The organism is Parabacteroides sp. AF17-3 (assembly GCF_003635445.1).
GTDB classification, from domain to species: Bacteria; Bacteroidota; Bacteroidia; order Bacteroidales; family Tannerellaceae; genus Parabacteroides; species Parabacteroides goldsteinii.
Genome location: NZ_QTMM01000009.1, coordinates 243,555 through 263,370, shown reverse-complemented (window position 1 = coordinate 263,370; position 19,816 = coordinate 243,555). Strand labels below are relative to the sequence as shown.

General features: G+C 45.1%; 14 protein-coding genes. 6 read left to right on the top strand and 8 right to left on the bottom strand.

What is annotated here, in order from left to right:
* Nucleotides 1-80 precede the first annotated feature (80 nt).
* The 5 genes from tsf to DWW91_RS14010 all read right to left on the bottom strand — a co-directional run bounded on the left by tsf (nucleotide 81) and on the right by DWW91_RS14010 (nucleotide 3,976).
* Complete coding sequence (gene tsf, locus DWW91_RS14030) at nucleotides 81-1,070, bottom strand: translation elongation factor Ts (RefSeq protein ID WP_122328080.1); 990 nt, start codon at nucleotides 1,068-1,070, stop codon at nucleotides 81-83.
* A gap of 158 nt (nucleotides 1,071-1,228) precedes the next feature.
* On the bottom strand, nucleotides 1,229-2,074 hold the full coding sequence (gene rpsB / locus DWW91_RS14025) for a 30S ribosomal protein S2 (RefSeq protein WP_007655339.1): 846 nt from the start codon (nucleotides 2,072-2,074) through the stop codon (nucleotides 1,229-1,231).
* Nucleotides 2,075-2,210: 136 nt separating this feature from the next.
* Nucleotides 2,211-2,597 (bottom strand): 30S ribosomal protein S9, encoded by a 387-nt coding sequence (gene rpsI / locus DWW91_RS14020; protein WP_007655341.1) that lies wholly within the window; start codon nucleotides 2,595-2,597, stop codon nucleotides 2,211-2,213.
* Nucleotides 2,598-2,602: 5 nt separating this feature from the next.
* Nucleotides 2,603-3,058 carry a 50S ribosomal protein L13 gene (gene rplM, locus DWW91_RS14015; RefSeq protein ID WP_007655343.1) on the bottom strand — a complete coding sequence of 152 codons (456 nt, stop codon included), beginning with the start codon at nucleotides 3,056-3,058 and terminating at the stop codon, nucleotides 2,603-2,605.
* Between the two features lie 276 nt (nucleotides 3,059-3,334).
* Nucleotides 3,335-3,976: a porin family protein gene (locus DWW91_RS14010; RefSeq protein ID WP_007655344.1), complete on the bottom strand. Its 642-nt coding sequence runs from the start codon at nucleotides 3,974-3,976 to the stop codon at nucleotides 3,335-3,337.
* Between the two features lie 197 nt (nucleotides 3,977-4,173).
* On the opposite strand from DWW91_RS14010, the gene dnaE reads away from it, so the two are divergent.
* Together dnaE and trxA are read left to right on the top strand one after the other, a co-directional pair.
* Nucleotides 4,174-7,977, top strand: coding sequence for a DNA polymerase III subunit alpha (gene dnaE / locus DWW91_RS14005; protein WP_010801691.1), 3,804 nt, complete (start codon nucleotides 4,174-4,176; stop codon nucleotides 7,975-7,977).
* A 72-nt stretch (nucleotides 7,978-8,049) separates the two neighbouring features.
* Nucleotides 8,050-8,364, top strand: a complete 315-nt coding sequence (gene trxA / locus DWW91_RS14000) for a thioredoxin (RefSeq protein ID WP_007655346.1) — start codon at nucleotides 8,050-8,052, stop codon at nucleotides 8,362-8,364.
* Here the strand turns inward: trxA and mnmD are convergent.
* Complete coding sequence (gene mnmD, locus DWW91_RS13995) at nucleotides 8,359-9,024, bottom strand: tRNA (5-methylaminomethyl-2-thiouridine)(34)-methyltransferase MnmD (RefSeq protein WP_173012308.1); 666 nt, start codon at nucleotides 9,022-9,024, stop codon at nucleotides 8,359-8,361. The genes trxA and mnmD overlap by 6 nt on opposite strands.
* A 395-nt stretch (nucleotides 9,025-9,419) precedes the next feature.
* Between mnmD and DWW91_RS13990 the strand changes: the two genes are divergently transcribed.
* Nucleotides 9,420-11,756, top strand: a complete 2,337-nt coding sequence (locus DWW91_RS13990) for a carboxypeptidase-like regulatory domain-containing protein (protein ID WP_370449582.1) — start codon at nucleotides 9,420-9,422, stop codon at nucleotides 11,754-11,756.
* A gap of 103 nt (nucleotides 11,757-11,859) precedes the next feature.
* Nucleotides 11,860-14,532, top strand: coding sequence for an ATP-binding protein (locus tag DWW91_RS13985; RefSeq protein WP_122328077.1), 2,673 nt, complete (start codon nucleotides 11,860-11,862; stop codon nucleotides 14,530-14,532).
* A gap of 7 nt (nucleotides 14,533-14,539) precedes the next feature.
* Here the strand turns inward: DWW91_RS13985 and DWW91_RS13980 are convergent, their stop codons facing one another.
* Nucleotides 14,540-15,541, bottom strand: a complete 1,002-nt coding sequence (locus DWW91_RS13980) for a PAS domain-containing sensor histidine kinase (RefSeq protein WP_007655350.1) — start codon at nucleotides 15,539-15,541, stop codon at nucleotides 14,540-14,542.
* Nucleotides 15,538-16,902, bottom strand: a complete 1,365-nt coding sequence (locus DWW91_RS13975; protein WP_122328093.1) for a sigma-54 dependent transcriptional regulator — start codon at nucleotides 16,900-16,902, stop codon at nucleotides 15,538-15,540. The genes DWW91_RS13980 and DWW91_RS13975 overlap by 4 nt, the downstream gene beginning before the upstream one ends.
* A 177-nt stretch (nucleotides 16,903-17,079) precedes the next feature.
* On the opposite strand from DWW91_RS13975, the gene DWW91_RS13970 reads away from it, so the two are divergent.
* Both DWW91_RS13970 and DWW91_RS13965 read left to right on the top strand, forming a co-directional pair.
* Nucleotides 17,080-18,558, top strand: coding sequence for a TolC family protein (locus tag DWW91_RS13970; protein WP_046145508.1), 1,479 nt, complete (start codon nucleotides 17,080-17,082; stop codon nucleotides 18,556-18,558).
* A gap of 3 nt (nucleotides 18,559-18,561) precedes the next feature.
* Nucleotides 18,562-19,812: an efflux RND transporter periplasmic adaptor subunit gene (locus DWW91_RS13965; protein WP_007655353.1), complete on the top strand. Its 1,251-nt coding sequence runs from the start codon at nucleotides 18,562-18,564 to the stop codon at nucleotides 19,810-19,812.
* The last annotated feature ends 4 nt before the right edge of the window (nucleotides 19,813-19,816 follow it).

Below are 19,816 nucleotides of genomic sequence, written 5' to 3'. Positions count from 1 at the left end.
GAAAGTAAACTTTTATATATAGAAAAAGGGACTCCGAAATAATCGAAGCCCCTTTTTTATTTTATTCTGCTAACGCAAAATTATTCAGCGCGCAAAGTGAAGCGTTTGAATGCAAGAATCTGCAATTCAGGATCTGCTTCCTTCATTGTTTCTTTTACAGTCTTTTTGCCATCCATGATATCTTCTTGGTTCAGCAAGCAAACTTCTTTCAAGAATTTGCTAAGACGACCTTTAGCGATGTTCTGAATCATTTGTTCCGGTAAATTAGCAGCTTTTTCAGCAGAAACAGTTGCAATAATTTCCTTAGCCTTAGCTACGTCTTCAGCAGTAATCCAGCCCTTAGCCATATTGCTTTCCATATGGTCTTCGCTATCTACATGTGAAGGATTGACACCTGCCTTCTTCAAAGCAACTTCAACAGCCTTCTGTACCTGTTCAGCCTTTGTCTTTTCAATTGCCACCTGTATTTCAGCTTCTTTTACTGATTCAGGAACACCAGCTTCATCGATAGCGATAGGATTCATGGCAGCGATCTGCATAGCGATGTTGTGAGCAGCTTCTTCTGATTCTTTGTTGAAAGCAACGATCGTACAAAGCTGATTTTTACCCATATGGTTATAAACAGTAGTGTAAGCACCTTCTACCACATTATAACCGTCCAGTTCCATCTTTTCGCCAGTGATACCGCTACGGTCAGTAACAGCGTCCTGAATAGTACCTTTACCCATAGGCAAAGCCTTTACTTCATCCAAAGTCTGACATTTGTTAGCCACAGCAGCATCCAGGATAGCCTGAGTCAAAGCAACGAAATCTTCGTTCTTAGCAACAAAGTCTGTTTCGCATTTCAAAGCGATAACAGCGGCGAACCCGCCATCTTTCTTTGCTAACACACAACCTTCTGCAGCGTCACGGTCTGAACGCTTAGCGGCGATAGCCTGTCCTTTTTTACGGATAATTTCCATTGCCTTTTCGATGTCGCCATCAGATTCGGTCAACGCTTTCTTGCAGTCCATCATACCAGCTCCACTCATCTTGCGCAGCTTGGTAATATCAGCCATAGTTACAGCCATAATCTTATTTCCTTCTTATTTAATGTTTATACTCTTTCTACTTCTTTATTAACGAACAATGGACAATTACCTATTGACAATCTCTTACTGTCAAAAGCCAATTGCCCATTGTATTTATATTCTAATTGTCAATTGTCAACCGGCAATTGTCAACTGAATTATTCTTCGATATCCTTAGCGTACTTGTCGGCAACTTTAGCGTTCAAAGCTTCTTCGTCTTCCTTCTTAGTACGTTCTTTCTTTACAGCAGCTTTAGCTTTGCGTTCTCTTTTAGCGCCTTCGCCTTCACCTGCTGCTTCTGTATCGATCTTTTCAGCTTTGCGTTCCTGCAAACCTTCGTTCATAGCTTCGCAGATAGCGCCTAAGATAACTTCTACTGATTTAGTAGCGTCGTCGTTAGCCGGGATCACGTAGTCGATGTTGTTCGGGTTTGAGTTAGTATCAACCATACCGAAAACAGGGATACCCAGACGGTTGGCTTCGCGAACTGCGATATGTTCTTTCATCACGTCAACAACGAACAAAGCAGACGGAAGACGAGTCAGGTCTACGATAGAACCTAATGTCTTTTCCAGCTTAGCACGCTGACGAGTGATCTGAAGTTTTTCTCTTTTTGACAGGTTATCAAATGTACCGTCTTTTGTCATCTTATCGATAGTAGTCATCTTTTTGATGGCTTTACGGATAGTCGGGAAGTTAGTCAACATACCACCCGGCCAGCGTTCGATAACGTAAGGCATACCTACTGAAGCAGCCTTATCAGCGACAACTTGTTTTGCTTGTTTTTTAGTAGCAACGAAAAGTACTTTCTTGCCCTGTTTTGCCAGGTTTTTCATTACTTCTGCTGCTTCGTCTACTTTAGCAACTGTTTTATATAAATCAATGATATGAATACCATTGCGCTCCATAAAGATATAAGGAGCCATAGCGGGATTCCACTTTCTTTTTAAGTGTCCGAAGTGTACACCAGCTTCTAATAACTGATCAAAATTAACTCTTGACATTTTTTTCTTTTTAAATCGTTTACTTTCTGTTTAATTTTCAACTATCAGGTAGTTCCCCGGCATGTCTGCATGCAAAAGAAATCCCGACAATTTAGATACTAAACGCTTTGTCCTTGTAAGAAACTCACAAATAACATTAACGTTTGCTGAACTGGAATCTCTTACGAGCTTTTGGCTGACCCGGTTTCTTACGTTCAACAGAACGAGGATCGCGAGTTACGAATCCTTCTGCTCTCAAGGCAGACTTATCTTCCGGATTAATCTTGATCAAAGCACGAGCGATAGCCAAACGTGCAGCTTCTGACTGACCTTTGAATCCACCACCATCAAGGTTGATCTTGATATCATATTGTTCTTCAACATTCAGCTTTGCAAGCGGCTGCTTAACAATGAACTGAAGGATTGTAGAAGGAAAGTAATTTGCAAGATCACGTTTGTTGATAGTTATCTTTCCCGTTCCTTCGCTAACGAATACGCGAGCAACTGCTGCTTTACGTCTTCCTATTGCATTTACTACTTCCATAGTTATTATTTAAGTGAGTTTATATCGATTGACTTAGGCTGTTGAGCTTCGTGTTTGTGCTCTGTTCCTTCATATACATATAAGTTAGCAAGTAACTTAGCACCCAGACGGTTTTTAGGCAACATACCCTTTACTACTTTTCTGAACAGATGGCTGGCACCTTTCTTCATCAAGTCGTTAGGTGTGTACTCGATCTGTCCACCGGGATATCCGGTATATCTCAAATAAATACGATCGTTCCATTTGTTTCCTGTCAGAACGATTTTATCTGCATTGATAATGATTACATTATCACCACAATCAACATGAGGAGTGAAGTTGGGTTTGTACTTGCCGCGCAAAAGCTTTGCTACTTTTGCACAAAGGCGTCCCAAAGTCTGTCCATCAGCGTCAACGATGACCCACTCTTTGTTTACAGTTGCTTTGTTTGCAGAAATGGTCTTAAAACTTAAAGTATCCACTGCTTAATAAATTAATTAATTAATAACTCTAAAAAACAAGCGCCTAGTTTTTCGCTATCATTATCACTACGGACACTTGACGCAATAATGTGCTAGAAACTAAACTCTTAGTACAATTTGATAATATTCGGCTTGCAAAGGTACGGCTTTTCTTCGAAATACAAAACATTTGTACATCTTTTTCGCATCCAAACGATTATGAGCAGAAGATATACAACAAAAGGGAATAGCCGGAGAGTTATGCTTTTCCCTAATTCCTATTTTAATTGAAAAAATTTACCGGCGGAAATAATACCCCAACGAGAATGTTACATTATTCTGATAAAGGGATGATTCGCCGTCGTGTTTGGTGGTACGGCGGTCGAGTGTTCCGCACAGGGCAGATACGGAGAAGAAGAAATTCGAATATTCTACCTGTAACCCAAGGTTTACCCCCAAGTCGAAAGTTTTAAGATCGGCTTCGCCTGACTGTCCGAAAACGATATCGCTATCCACATTCTTAGTACGCATTTTTCCAAACAGAGAGAAATCGACAGCCGGACCGGCCATCACACTGAAATAAACATCGGTAAACTGAAAGGTATATACCAGATTTACAGGCACAAGAATAGAATAATAGTTACATTTTGTTTTCGGATAAGCTAAATCCGTACCGTCTCCTTCTGAGATTTTTGACAGGTAATTACCACCCTGATGCACAAAAGCGACTTCCGGCTGAAGCGACAATCTTTTATATAAAGGTATCTGAGCCAGTCCCGCTACACTAAATCCGAAACGGGCGCCCGATTGATAATTGTTGTCTATTTTCTGCACCAGCGACGAATAAGCCAAGCCACCACGCACACCCCAAGTGATCTGTGCTGTAGCCGGCACAATCATCAACATCACTAATATTATTACCAATCCTATCTTTTTCATATTATATCCTCTTTTCCATGAGCAAAGATAGTTTTTTTTTCTAATGATGATACTTATTCTATGATTTTAACAGATGTTTTCCTGTATGGTATTTTATTTTAGAGGATACCCTCATAAACAGATTTCTAAACATTCACATTATTCAAACAAAAGCTGTACCTTTGTTTGATAAAATATAAAAGCTTTTTCAATTATATATGGAACCATTTATACATCTACACGTCCACACCCAGTACTCGCTGCTGGACGGACAAGCCTCGATCGATGCACTGATTGACAAGGCACAAAAAGACGGCATGAACGCCATTGCTGTTACCGATCACGGTAATATGTTCGGTATAAAGGAGTTCTTCAACAAGGTCTCCAAGAAGAACGGGAAACCGCTTGGAGCCATCAAAGACCTGGAAAAAGAACAGAAAGCCCTCAAAGGGAAAGAAGCTCTTTCCACCGAAGAGCAGGCACGCCTGCAGGAGATTCCGTCTCTGATAGAAGCAGAAAAGAAAAAGATATTCAAACCGATTATCGGCTGCGAGTGCTATTGCGCCCGCAACGGAAGGCATAACAAAACAGCGAAGGAAGACCGTAGCGGTTACCACCTGATCATACTGGCTAAAAACCTAAAAGGCTACAAAAACCTGATCAAGATGGTTTCCATCTCTTGGACAGAAGGTTTTTACGGCCGTCCGCGTATCGACCATGAATTACTGGAGAAATATCACGAAGACCTGATTGTCTGTTCCGCTTGTTTGGGTGGCGAAATACCGCAGCATATTATGCATGATCGGATAGATAAAGCAGAAGAATCCATCCTGTGGTTCAAAAAACTGTTCGGAGAAGATTATTACCTGGAAATGCAACGGCACGAAACACACGACCCGAACGCCGATTGCACCACGTATCCCAAACAGCAGGAAGTGAACAAGGTCCTGATCGAACTCGCCCGCAAACATAATGTCAAGCTGATCGCTACCAACGACGTCCATTTCGTTAATCAGGAAGATGCCGAAGCACACGACCGCCTGATCTGCCTCAGTACCGGAAAGGATCTGGACGACCCGACACGTATGCGTTATTCCAAGCAGGAATGGATGAAAACGACAGCCGAGATGAATGCCATCTTTGCAGACATCCCGGAAGCACTCAGCAACACGCTTGAAATAGCAGACAAAGTAGATTTCTACTCCATCGACAGTGGTCCTATCATGCCAACCTTCGCCATCCCTGAAGATTTCGGGACAGAAGAGTCGTATCGCGAAAAATTCTCGGAACAGGACTTGTTCGAAGAGTTCACCCGTGATGAAAACGGCAACGTAGTATTAAGCGAAGAAGATGCCAAAGACAAAATAAAGAAACTCGGCGGATACGATAAATTATACCGTATCAAGCTGGAAGCCGACTACCTGAGAAAACTGACATACGACGGTGCAAAGGTTTGTTACGGAGACAACCTGAATGATGAAGTCAGGGAACGTCTGGACTTTGAGTTACACATCATGAAAACAATGGGTTTTCCCGGATACTTCCTTATCGTGCAAGACTTTATCGCCGCTGCCCGCGAAGAATTGGGCGTATCGGTGGGACCGGGACGTGGATCGGCTGCCGGATCGGCAGTTGCATACTGCCTGGGAATCACCAAGATCGACCCGATTAAGTATGACCTGCTGTTCGAACGTTTCCTGAATCCGGACCGTATCTCCCTCCCCGATATCGATACCGACTTCGACGATGACGGTCGTGGCGAAGTATTGCGTTGGGTAACGGAAAAATACGGAGCTGACCGTGTGGCACATATTATTACCTACGGTACAATGGCTACCAAATCGGCCATCAAGGACGTTGCCCGTGTACAGAAACTTCCGCTTTCCGAATCAAACCGTCTGGCTAAGCTGGTACCGGATAAGATACCGGATATGAAGAAGTTCAAACTGAAAGATGCGATCAACTACGTTCCTGAACTGAAAGAAGCAGCGACCGGTAACGATCCGTTGGCACGCGATACATTAAAATATGCACAAATGCTGGAAGGCAACGTGCGTAACACCGGTGTACATGCCTGTGGTGTCATTATCGGACGATATGATATTTCGGACGTCGTGCCTGTCAGTACGGCAAAAGATAAAGAAACCGGCGAGGAAATGCTGGTTACTCAATACGAAGGTTCGGTGATCGAAGAAACCGGATTGATCAAAATGGACTTTTTGGGACTGAAAACGTTGTCCATCATCAAAGAGGCTATTGAAAACATCCGCCTGACTACCGGACACGAACTCGATATCGACCATATCAGCCTGGAAGATCCGGCAACCTATAAATTATATTGCGACGGTAAAACGACCGGTACATTCCAGTTTGAATCGGCAGGTATGCAAAAATACCTGAAGGAGCTTCAACCCTCCAAATTCGAAGACCTGATCGCCATGAATGCCCTGTATCGTCCGGGACCAATGGATTATATCCCCGACTTTATCGACCGTAAACACGGACGCAAGCCGATCGAATATGATATACCGGTCATGGAGAAATACCTGAAAGACACTTACGGTATTACCGTCTACCAGGAACAGGTCATGCTTCTGTCGCGTTTGCTGGCAAACTTTACCCGTGGTGAGAGTGACGCTCTGCGTAAGGCGATGGGTAAGAAGTTGATCGACAAGATGAACCACCTGAAATCGAAGTTCATGAAAGGTGGACAGGATAATGGATACGAGGCAAAAACGCTTGAAAAGATTTGGTCCGACTGGGAAAAGTTTGCTTCCTACGCCTTCAACAAGAGCCACGCCACCTGCTATTCGTGGGTTGCTTATCAGACGGCCTTCCTGAAAGCGAACTATCCGTCCGAATATATGGCAGCCGTTCTGAGCCGAAGTTTGTCCAACATCGTCGATATCACGAAGTTTATGGACGAATGCAAAGCAATGGGTATGCAGGTATTAGGACCGGACGTCAACGAATCCATCCTGAAGTTCAGCGTAGATAAAAACAAGAACATCCGTTTCGGGCTAGGCGCCGTGAAAGGCGTAGGTGAATCGGCCGTATTGAATATCATCGAGGAACGGAAGAAAAACGGTCCGTATAAAAATATCTTCGACTTTGTGGAACGCGTCAACCTGACAGCATGTAATAAGAAAAATATCGAATCGCTTGCGTTGGCCGGTGCCTTCGATAATTTCGGTATCCAGCGCGAACAGTTCTTTGCAGAAACAGGCAAAGGCGAAGTCTTTCTGGATACGCTGGTGCGTTATGGTAATAAGTTCCAGATGGATAAAAACTCAGCAGCCAACTCTCTGTTCGGCGGCGATGACCTGCTTGTAGCCATCGCCAAACCCGAAATTCCGGTTTGCCAGCGTTGGAGTGATCTGGAACGCCTGAATAAAGAAAAGGAACTGATAGGTATTTACCTCTCCGCCCATCCGCTGGATGAATATCGTATCGTTCTGACATACGTATGCAATACGGGCATGGCAGAGATCAACGACCGGGAAAGCCTGAAAGGGCGCGAAATGTTGTTAGGCGGAATCGTAACCGATTTCCGTGAGGGAATGACCAAGACAGGAAAGCCTTACGGAGTAGTTAAAATAGAAGATTTCACCGGCAGTGGAGAGATCGCTTTGTTCGGTAATAACTATATCGAATACAGCAAATATTGCAAACCCGGTATGTACCTGCTCATCACAGCCCGCGTAGAGCCTCGCCGTTGGAACGAAAACGAACTCGATTTCAATATCGGTTCCATCCGCCTGTTGCAGGACGAAAAGGATAAGCTGATCGAAAAAATCAGTATCACTCTGCCGATCCACGATCTCGACGAGCCTACAGTCAATGAATTATCTGTGCTCATCAAAAACAATCCGGGACAGAGCTTGTTATATTTCAAAGTGGTAGATGGCGAACATAATATTTCACAAAATTTCTTCTCACAGAATATCCGGTTAAACGTAACAGGCAAGCTGATTGAGTTCCTGCAGGAGAATTCAACTATTGATTTCAAAATTAACGGGTAAAGTTGTACGGTGTGGAAAGAATTACTACTTTTGGCACCTCAAAAGGGAACAATTTAAATTAGATATATAATTATGGCACTAGAAGTTACAGATGCAAATTTTGAAGAGTTAGTAAACGCAGGCAAGCCTATGGTCCTTGACTTTTGGGCTGAATGGTGTGGCCCCTGCCGCATGGTAAGTCCGATCATCGACGAACTGGCTACCGAATACGAAGGTAAGGTTACAATCGGTAAAATGGACGTAGACAACAACAACGATGTCGTTGCCCAGTTCGGTATCCGCAATATTCCGACCGTTCTTTTCTTTAAAGACGGGAAATTAGTAGACAAACAGGTAGGTGCAGCACAGAAATCAGCTTTCGTAGCTAAAATCGACGCACTTCTATAATGAAGACTTTATAGCGCGGAGCATTTCGCGTTTTCCCGGAGGGCCGGGTATTCTTTCAACGGAATACCCGGCCTTCTGCATCATACGGCGGACTACTCCTTTGGCACAATAGGTGGTAAGGATTCCTCCTTCCGCCATATGCGCATATAATTTATCGAATATCTCCTGACTCCACATTTCCGGTTGCTTATCCGGAGCAAAAGCATCGAAATAAACAAGGTCTATTTCTTCCGGCAATTCACAGTGATTACTATCTCCCTGTATTTTATGCAAAGTGAAACGATCGGTTATTCTTACAGCTTCATTCCAGGTGGCAACATGCAGGGCCTCAAACCATTCTTTCTTTTCAGGACAAATCACGTCGCCGTAATTCAGCGCCCGGACCAGTTCGGCTCCAAGCGGATAAAGTTCTATGGAATAATAGTTCACAGAGCGATTATTCTCTTCTGCATCCAATAAAGTAAGGAAAGCATTCAACCCTGTCCCAAAACCAATCTCAAAAACAGTGATATTCTTTTTTGCCTGATGATGCAATCCGGCTTCAATAAATACATGGCGCGATTCCTGTACCGCCCCGTTTACCGAATGGTAATGTTCATCCATCTCCGGTATAAATAATGTATGGCTACCGTCAGCCGTCTGCTGTAATTCCCGTTTCATCTGATTCTGCACTACTATACTTGCATTTGACTGCAAAGGTAAGGAAAATTAAACAGAGTAAGGCAGAGACATACATTAACCCTATTTCAGGCAAAGTCACCCCTATACTGAGAACATTAGTATCATATATTGTGATATTACTTTCTCATATATTATAATACTTAATTCGCATAATATATGAAAATGCAGTATCATAATATATGATATTTCCATCCTTCACCGGATAAGAACTTGGGGAATCCTAATATGCGCCCGGTAATGATGCAATAATTACAGTTCATATCCTATTAGAACCAATCCTTCCCTAATATTATAGTATCTTTGCCAAAAAACCGATAGCGATGTATAAAAGAGCATATATCTTCCTGGTATTATTTATTGCCTGCATCCAGTTCATGCAGGCCCAGAAAAGCTATTCCATAAAAGGGATCGTAAAGGAAGCTGCAAGTGGTGAACCGGTGCCTTACGCAACAGTGGTGATCTGGAACACAACACAAGGAACAGCAACCGATTCCGTCGGTAATTTCGAGATCACCGGAGTCGCCCCCGGCAGTTATCGTCTTCAGGCCTCCTTCCTGGGATATAAGCCGGAAGTAACCGCCGAGTTCCGCGTTGCCAATAAAGATATCTTTTTTCCGATCGAGTTGGAGCCGGGTAGCGAAAACCTGCAAGAAGTCAGTGTTGTAGCTTCTCCGTTTCGTAAAACAGCCGAAAGTCCGCTCGGACTGCGCGTTATAGGCTTCAAAGAGATAGAAAAGAGTGCCGGAGGTAACCGTGATATATCGCGTGTCGTACAATCTTTTCCCGGAGTTGCTTCCACGGCTGCATTCCGGAACGACCTGATGGTAAGAGGCGGCGGTCCTTCCGAGAACCGTTTCTTCCTGGATGGAGTAGAAATTCCGAATATCAATCACTTTTCTACACAAGGCGCTTCGGGCGGACCGGTCGGAATCATTAATCCTGATTTCATACGCGAAGTAAACTTCTATTCGGCAGCATTTCCCGCTGCCAGAGGGAATGCATTAAGCTCCGTGCTGGATTTCAAACTACAGGACGGGAATAAAGAAAAGTTTTCCCTGCGCGGGGTGGTCGGAGCCTCCGATGTCGGACTGTCGGTTAACGGACCGATGGGCGACAAAACAACCTACCAGGTCTCTGTCAGGCGTTCATATCTGCAATTTCTGTTCGATATGATCGGACTGCCGTTCCTACCGACTTTCACCGATGCCCAATTCAAGATCAAACATGCTTTCAACAAGAAAAACGAACTCACTTTTCTCGGATTAGGAGCCATAGATGATATGAAACTGAATACTGGGATGAAAGATATGAGCGAAAAGAACCAATATATCCTGGCTTACCTGCCGGTTGTAAAACAAAAGACCTATACCCTGGGAGCCGTCTACAAGCATTATACCGGGAAAAACATCTATTCAGTTATCGTCAGCCGTAGCCAGATGAACAACAAAAACATCAAATACCGGGATAACGACGAAAGCATGCCGGAAAATCTTACGCTCAATTATCGCTCGGACGAGATAGAGAACAAACTCCGTAGCGAAAATATCTTCCGCCTCCCTTACATACAACTCCAGGCAGGTGGCAACATCGATTATTCGGAGTATACAAACCATACATTCCAGAAACAATTTACCACTATTCCCCGTGAGATCACCTATCAGACCGACCTGGGAATCTGGAAATGGGGATTGTATGCCACCGCCATCTACGAAAGCGACAATGAGCGTTTTACCGCCTCGCTGGGACTTCGTGCCGACGCCAACAATTATTCTTCTAAAATGAAGAATATGCTTGACCAATTGTCGCCACGCCTTTCATTGTCTTACCGGATAGCCGGCGATATCTACCTGAATGCCAACGCCGGGCGTTACTATGAGTTACCTCCGTACACCGTTATGGGGTTTAAGGACAACGACGGGAATTATGTCAACAAGGGAAACGCCCTTCAATATATCCGCAGCGACCAGGCCGGACTGGGACTGGAATATCGTCCCTCCTCTTTCCTTAAATTCACAGCCGAAGGGTTCTACAAACATTATAACCGCTATCCGATGTCGGTCATCGACAGCATTCCTTTGGCCTCGAAAGGAACCGACTACGGTGTTCTGGGAAATGAAGCCGTTACATCCACCGCTACCGGACGTGCCTACGGTATGGAACTGATGGGACGCTGGTATAATTACAAAGGACTCACTTTCATCGCTTCCTACACCTATGTACGCAGTGAATATAAAGACGGAAGAAATACAGGCATCTACCTACCTTCCGCCTGGGATAACAAACATCTGTTCACCTTCAGCGGCACCTATTCACTCCCCAAAAACTGGGACATAGGCGCCAAACTCCGGGTAGTAGGCGGCGCGCCATACACGCCTTACGATGTGGAGAAAAGCAGTTATGTGGAAGCCTGGGATGCCAGCGGCAGTCTCTATTACGACTACAGCCGTTTCAACAGCGAACGCCTGAAACCATTCACCCAGCTGGACCTGCGCATAGATAAAACATTTTATCTGAAAAAAGTAATGCTCGGGTTCTATATCGATCTTCAGAACGTACTTAATTCGAAGTACAAAGAACAGGACGTCTATATAAAAACAGGTAAAATACTGAACCCCGATGCCCCTAAAGGAGAACAACGATATGAATTGAAACCGGTAGAACGCATGACAGGAACGATGTTGCCCAGTATAGGAATCATGATAGAAATATAACACCCTTGATTTTCTTCTGTTTTTATTGACCATAGTTCTACATAGATCACAAATAATTCCTATTTTTGTAGCCGGGAAACGGACAGTAACAGAGAAGATATCAATGTTGAAAGTGATTCTAAGAAATATTATATGCCACATACAAATACTACTTATACTTGTATGTCTCATTATGGTCGTTCCTGTTCATGCCGAAGATACCCATCCGATCCTTATTATCAGTTCCTATAACCCGGATACCCGTAATACCACACAAAATATCTCCGAATTCATGGAGGAGTACAAACGTCTGGGAGGTACAGCTCCGGTCATCATAGAAAACATGAACTGTAAAAGTTTGCCGGAGGCTCCTTTATGGAAAGGAAAAATGGCAACCTTGCTAAAAAAATATAACAACGAGAACACTCCGCAGGCCATAGTCATTCTAGGCCAGGAAGGATGGTCTTCTTACCTGTCGCAGGATGAACCGATCCTAAAAGATATTCCAATCCTGTGTGGAATGGTTAGCCGAAATGCAGTTATTCTGCCGGACTCCAATACCGTAATGGCAGACTGGGACCCGGAGAGTATCGATATCCAAAGTTACATAGACAACGGATTCTATCTATCTGGTTTTATCTATAATTATGATATAAAAAAGAATATAGAACTGGCTTTGAATCTTTATCCCACAACAAAGCATTTTGCTTTAATAACGGATAACAGCTACGGAGGTATCTCCTTGCAAGCACTGGTAAAAAAGGAAATGAAGAAGTTCCCGGACCAGAATCTCATACTGCTGGACGGCCGGAAAAATAATATCTACACCATTGTCGAACAAATAAAGAAACTTCCAAAGGAAACCGTAATCCTACTGGGAACCTGGCGTGTAGATGTAAACGACGGGTATTATGTAGGTAACGCAACCTACACCATGATGGCAGGCAACCCGAATCTTCCGGCTATCACACTGACTTCTATCGGGCTTAGCCATTGGGCAATAGGCGGTTACATGCCTAAATACCGTTCCATCGGTAAAGATCTTGCCAAACAGGCTATCGATATCCAAACAAAGAAAGTACTCCAAAAAGAGATGAAGGCAGTAAGTATTCCCAACGGATATACTTTCGATGCCAAAAAACTAAGAGAGTTCAATATAGAAAGAGACCGTCTGCCTGCCGATTCCACGCTGATCAATGTGGAGGGGAATCTGTTTATCAAATACAGATTTGAGATCCTGCTGATCGTTGCATGCGTATTGTTACTTTTCCTGATAATGATCCTGTTCTTCCTGTTCAGAACCAACCGGTTGAAAGACGAACTGATGGATTTGCAGAAAGACAATGTTATTATTATGAATAACATACAGTCTTCTATCCGTTTCATCAAACCGGATTATTCGGTCAAATGGGAGAATCAGATAAAGATGCCATGCGCGCCACAATATGGTCCTAGAAACTGTTGCCTGGTTAAAGACGGGCAAAAACCATTTTGCGATGAATGTGCACTGATTTCCGCCATGGAAAGCCGGAAGCCTTTCGAGCTTGTCAAGCAATGTGCCCCAGGTGAATATACACATGTATTTGCCAACCCCATACTCGATGCAAAGGAAAATCTTTTGGGTGTAGTATTCAAGAAAGAAAATGTCACCAAGCAGAAACTAGCTGAGAACGAATTGAGACTGGCTAAGGAAAAAGCGGAAGAATCGGATCACCTGAAATCGGCCTTCCTTGCAAATATGAGCCATGAGATACGTACGCCACTTAATGCGATTGTCGGTTTCTCCGGCCTGCTTGCCATGACCGAAGAATTAGAGGAACGCGAAGAATACATCAATATTATCAATAACAATAATGAACTCCTGTTGCAATTGATCAATGATATTCTGGACCTGTCCAAGATCGAAGCCAATACGCTCGAATTTGTTTATTCAGATGTCGATATCAATCAGTTATTATGTGATATAGAGCAGACCTCCCGCCTGAAAGCGGCAGAAGGCGTACAGGTTTCATTTGTCGAAAAGATGTCCCATTGCATCATCCGGACAGACAAGAACCGCCTGTCGCAGGTAATAACCAACTTTATTAACAATGCCATCAAGTTCACCAAAGAAGGCGAAATACGTTTCGGCTATAAACATAAGGACGGCAAATTACTATTCTTTGTCTCCGATACAGGATGCGGTATCGATAAAAAGATCAAAGACAGCGTTTTCCAGCGCTTTGTCAAGTTAGACAGTTTCGCTCAGGGAACCGGGCTCGGACTGTCTATCAGCCAGATGATCGTACAGAAGCTGGGAGGAGAGATCGGCGTGGAATCTGAACTGGGGCAAGGTTCGACTTTCTGGTTCACCCTACCCGATACGGTTATTGAAGAATCGCACGTTGCTGCGGCAGAACCTGTACAAATAGAAATACAGAATAATGCCTTTACTGAGAATAACAATAAAAAGTCAACCTTACTGATTGCCGAAGACAACGAAAGCAACTACACGTATATAAAAGCAATCCTCAAGGAATACAACCTGGTACATGCCTGGAACGGTCAGGAAGCAATAGACTTATACAGAAAATATCATCCGGACATGATCCTCATGGATCTAAAAATGCCGCTTATGGACGGATACCAGGCTACGAAAGAGATACGCAAAGATAATACCGTTATCCCCATCATCGCCGTGACCGCTTTTGCCTTTGCCGAAGACGAACAACGGGTGAAACAGAGCGGATTCAGCGACTACGTAGCCAAACCGATCAAACCCAACGATCTGAAAAAGAAGATAACAGAGCTTTTGTAGACTATTGTTATATGGAACGTGTACCCGGAAATTGCAGGGTGAACACCGTCCCTTTCTCCATTTCCGAAGTAACGGTTATATTTCCCCCATGACGATTCAATATCTGACGGCAAACGCTTAAACCGATACCCGATCCTCCTTGTTTCGTAGTAAAGAAAGGAACAAAAACTTTATCCAAAGCCTCGGGAACAATCCCGCTGCCATTATCCGAAACCGTTATCACAGGCATACCATCCTGCCGGAAAGCCTCTACACGAATCTCAGGGGATTCACTGTCGCAGCACGCCTCAACGGCATTTTTCAGTAAATTGATCAGAACCTGCTCGATCATGCTCCGGTCTGCATACAACCGTAATTCTGCCGGGCGGATGGAATAGACAACGTGTATACCGTCAGCCGGGACCAGTTTCTGCAAATCGCTGAATAAAACAGATATCGGGAATATTTGCATGGTAGGAGTCGGTATACGTGTCAGTTTGCGGTAGTTCTCCACAAAGTCGAGCAATCCCTTACTCCGGCGGTGAATCGTTTGTATCGCTTGCAGCATAATCGCATAATCGCGCTCATTCATACCATTCAGGGCGGCACGCTCCGTCACCGTTTCCGACAGGGAAATAATAGGAGCGATCGAGTTCATAATCTCATGCGTCAATACGCGGATCAGTTTCTGCCAGGCTTCTGTCTCAGCCTCCGCCACCACCGAATTATAAAGCCGGGAACGAAAAGCATTCAGGGCCTCATTCATCGAACGAGTCAACTCGGCTTCCGCCCCTCCGGAAGTAGGAACCGGAAAAGACAGATTCAGGTCTCCGTAATGAATATTCGCAATCAGATGTTCCATCCGGCGAATCGTTTTACGTTGGTCCAGATACAATGAGAAAGCCAATACGATCAGGATAGCGCTCATCATTACCGATGTGAAATAGAGGCTTTTCAGTATCAGGAACGCAATTGTCAGCGACAATATAACGATCAGGACGATCTTTATCAGGATGGTATACCGTTTCATAGGCCCAACTTATCCAATTTCCGATAAAGGGCAAAACGGGTAATACCAAGCAACTCGGCGGCACGGGTCACATTCCCGTCGGCACGCCGCAAAGCACGTTCGATCGCTTCTTTCTCCAGAATGCTGAGGTTGAGTTCTTCCAGTTCCGCTTTCTTTTTGGTAACGGAAGGCTGGAGCATAAAATTCTCCGGTTTCAGCATCAATCCGTCGGAAAGGATCACTGCCCGCTCGATGGCATGTTGCAACTCCCTGACATTCCCCGGCCAGTTATAGTTTTGCAGTTTGCTCCGGGCTTCGCGGGATAAACCTTTTATCTCTTTCTTATATTTACGGGCATAGCGTATCAGGAAATAATCCGCCAGCAACTGGATATCATTACCACGCTCCCGAAGAGGAGGAATATGCAGTTCGATAGTGTTGATACGGTAAAGCAAGTCCTGGCGGAAAGTCCCCTCCTCCACCATTGCACGAATATTCATATTGGTAGCGGAGATCAGGCGGACATCTATCGAAACCGGACGGGTAGCCCCCAGCCGGGTGATCTGCTGCTTTTCGATCGCAGTAAGCAGTTTGGCCTGCATCGGCATGCTCAGGTTTCCTATCTCGTCCAGAAACAAAGTCCCGCCGGTTGCCACCTCCATACGCCCCGGCTTATCACGGCGGGCATCCGTAAAGGCTCCCTTTTCATAACCGAACAGTTCACTTTCAAAAAGCGATTCGGGAATACTTCCCAGGTCGATACCCACAAAGACCTGTCCGTTACGCGGCGAATGATGGTACAGGGCACGGGCAACAAGATCCTTGCCTGTTCCGTTCTCCCCCAGGATCAGGATATTGGCATCCGTATGACGTAACTTCTCGATCGTTGCAAAGATTTCCTGCATGGCATTACTCTCACCGATAATCTCGAAACCTTCCTCATCCGAACTCTCCAGAGCCGCTACCTGGCGTTTCAGCGACCGCACTTCCGTACGGCTTTCACGAAGTTTCAAGGCGGCAGATAAGGTGGCCAGCAACTTCTCTTTCTCCCAGGGTTTAGGGATAAAATCCGTCGCACCGGCTTTGATGGCACGCACGGCTTTTTCCGTATCGGCATAAGCTGTTATAAAAAGGACAACGGCATCCGAATCCGCCTTCTTTATCTTCTCCAACCAGAAAAAACCTTCCTGCCCGCTAATGGCATCCCTTCGGAAATTCATATCCAGCAGGATCACATCCGGCACATAGCTTTCCATAAAATGCTCGATACGCTCCGGCTGTGTGGTCACACGAATTTGTTCTACATAAGGTTCCAGCAGCAGATTCAGTGCAAAAAGCACATCTTCATTATCGTCGATGATCAGTATTTTCCCTTGTTTCATATCGTATGCGTATATTAAATATGTGGGGGTAAAGATAAGCATTAAAACAATAAACAGGGCGTGCGAATACGAACGTTTTTTGTGCGCTGACGCACTGACCACAAAAACGAACACACTACTTACTATCTAATATTCAAGACATTAAAAACATGGCATACTATTTGTTTTTAATAATATATGAAACATACGAGAAGTCACATATTATCGATAATCCTTGCTGCACTGGCCGCTTTCCCGGCTTACTCGCAGGATACGTTACGCCTCACCTTATCTGAGACCGTACGCATGGCCCAGGAACAATCTCCACAGGCCATCGCTGCCCGACATTCTTTCAGGGCGGCTTACTGGAACTGGCGTTCCTATCGTGCAAACATGCTACCCAGTCTGACCTTCACCTCCAGTCCTTCACTGAACCGGTCGATCAGTTCGGTAACCTTACCCGACGGAGGCGAAAGTTTCGTACACCGCAACCAGTTGATGGTGGATGCCGGACTCACGATCAATCAGAATATACCATTCACCGGAGGAAGCCTTTTCGTGAAAACAGCCTTGCAAAGACTCGATTTGTTTTCGGAAAAGACAAGTTCGTATAACACCACTCCCATCGTGCTCGGCTACGAACAAAACTTGTTCGGATACAACCAGTTCAAATGGGATCGGAAAATCGAACCTCTCCGTTATACCGAATCAAAAAAGAACCTGACAGAAACACTCGAACTGGTCGCTGCACAGGCAACCCAACAGTTTTTCCAATTGGCCACCGCACAGACCAACTGGGAAATCGCACAATATAATTACGCAAATGCCGATACCCTCTATCAATATGCCCAAGGACGGTATAATATCGGGACGATCACTGAAAATGAAATGCTACAACTGGAACTGAACCTCCTGACCGAACAGACTAATATGATGAACGCGCGTATTGAAGTAGACGACTGTATTCAATCATTGCGTAGCTACCTGGGTATCACCAATGCTTCGGAACTGATCGCCAGTTTAAACGAAGAAATCCCCCGTTTCAATGTGGAAGTAAAGCAAGCGCTCGAGCTGGCTTACGAGAATAATCCGGAACCGGAATACCTCCAGCGCCGCCGGTTGGAAAGCGAAAGTGCCGTAGCACAGGCAAAAGCATCCCGCGGCTTCAAAGCCGACCTCTATATGCAATTCGGCTTGACGCAGACAAACGAAAAACTGAAAGAGGCTTACCGGGACCCTTTGGATCAACAATTAGTCAGCCTTGGCATACGCATCCCGATCCTGGACTGGGGTGTCGGTAAAGGGAAGGTAAAAGTTGCCCTCAGCAACCGCGACAAAGTATATACCGAGGTGGAGCAGTCACGCAACGACTTCGAACTGAATGTCATCAAAATGGTCAAACAGTTCAACCTGCAGGCTGATAAAGTGATGATCGCACAAAAAACCGACCAGACCGCCCAACGCAGGAACGATGTTGCCCAAAAACTGTACCTGCTGGGTAAATCGACTATCCTCGACCTCAATGCCTCCATCAGCGAAAAGGACCGGGCACGAAGAGAATATATAACAGCCTTATATAATTATTGGAGCCTGTACTACGGTCTGCGCAGCATGACCGGCTACGACTTCGAACGGAACCGTGAACTGACATTCGATTATGAACAATTAATGAAATAAATAATGGACAGACCTATTGAAAAGAAACCCGTATATTACCGTTACCGCTGGCATATCGCCGGATGTGTCGCTTTTGTCATCCTTCTGGTGTATGTATCGATCGTTGCATCAGGCGGACGCAAACTGCGCACCGAAGCGGACAACCTCATCATCGGCGAAGCACAAGCCGATAAATTCATGGAATATGTGGATGTGGAAGGTGTGGTTCAACCCATCCTCACCATCAAAATAAACGCACGTGAAGCCGGTAGCGTCGAACGTATCGTAGCTGAAGAAGGAACGATGATGGAGAAGGGCGACACCATCCTTACCCTGACCAATCCGGACCTGATACGTACCATCGACGACCAGCGAGACGAGTGGGAAAAACAATTGATCTCCTTCCAGGAAAAAGAGATCGAAATGGAACAGAAAAGCCTGGACCTGCAAAAACAAACATTACAGACAACCTATGAACTCAACCGCCTGAAAAAGAGCTTCGCCCTCGATGAAGAGGAGTTCCGCATGGGTGTAAAGAGCAAGGCTCAACTGGAAGTACAGCGGGATGAATTCGAATATAAAACGCAAAGCACCGCCCTGCAACTGGAAGGTCTGCGCCACGACAGCGCTGCCACCATCCTCCGCCGTGAGTTGATGAAGAATGACCTGGAACGTGAACGGAAGAAATACGACCGCGCCCAGGAACGCATGGAGAACCTGATCGTCCGCGCCCCATTGGCAGGACAACTCAGTTTTGTCAAGGTAACTCCGGGCCAGCAGGTGCAAAGCACCGAAGCCATTGCCGAGATCAAGGTTCTGGATCAGTTCAAAATACATACGTCACTCAGCGAATATTATATCGACCGTATCACGACAGGCCTTCCCGCCACCATCACCTGGCAGGGAAAGAAATATCCGCTACGCATCACCAAGGTCGTACCGGAAGTAAAAGATCGTAACTTCGATGTGGATCTTGTCTTTACCGAAGAATCACCCGAGAATGTCCGCATCGGAAAGAGCTTTCGCGTACAGGTTGAACTGGGACAACCCGAAGAGGCGCTGGTCATCCCGCGCGGCGACTTCTTCCAGACGACCGGCGGCCAATGGATCTATAAGCTGAACGAGACCGGGACAAAAGCCCGCAAAGTAAACATCAGCATCGGCCGACAGAACCCGCAGCAGTATGAGATCACCGGCGGATTACAAGCAGGCGATAAGGTTATTGTCACCGGATACAGCACTTTTGGCGACGCGGAAGAATTGATTTTGAAATAATACA